Origin of the sequence: uncultured Metabacillus sp., assembly GCF_947503125.1 — a bacterium.
In the GTDB taxonomy this organism is placed as follows: domain Bacteria; phylum Bacillota; class Bacilli; order Bacillales; family Bacillaceae; genus Metabacillus.
In genome coordinates, this window is the sequence record NZ_CANNCR010000205.1 from 1 (window position 1) to 338 (window position 338).

3 tRNA genes are annotated in these 338 nt (G+C 55.6%); all 3 read left to right on the plus strand.

Annotated features, from left to right (window positions below):
- Position 1 precedes the first annotated feature (1 nt).
- Positions 2-76, plus strand: a tRNA-Asn gene (locus Q1B07_RS26870).
- A gap of 4 nt (positions 77-80) precedes the next feature.
- Positions 81-172 (plus strand) — tRNA-Ser (locus Q1B07_RS26875).
- 12 nt (positions 173-184) lie between these two features.
- Positions 185-259, plus strand: a tRNA-Glu gene (locus tag Q1B07_RS26880).
- The last annotated feature ends 79 nt before the right edge of the window (positions 260-338 follow it).

A 338-nucleotide genomic window follows, 5' to 3' on the forward strand; every position in this document is an offset into this window, starting at 1 on the left:
TTCCGCAGTAGCTCAGTGGTAGAGCTATCGGCTGTTAACCGATCGGTCGCAGGTTCGAATCCTGCCTGCGGAGCCATTTTGGAGAGCTGTCCGAGTGGCCGAAGGAGCACGATTGGAAATCGTGTAGACGGTGAAAGCTGTCTCAAGGGTTCAAATCCCTTGCTCTCCGCCACTATCTTACATTGGCCCGTTGGTCAAGCGGTTAAGACACCGCCCTTTCACGGCGGTAACACGGGTTCGAATCCCGTACGGGTCACCAATTTAAATCGGAGGATTAGCTCAGCTGGGAGAGCACCTGCCTTACAAGCAGGGGGTCGGCGGTTCGATCCCGTCATCCT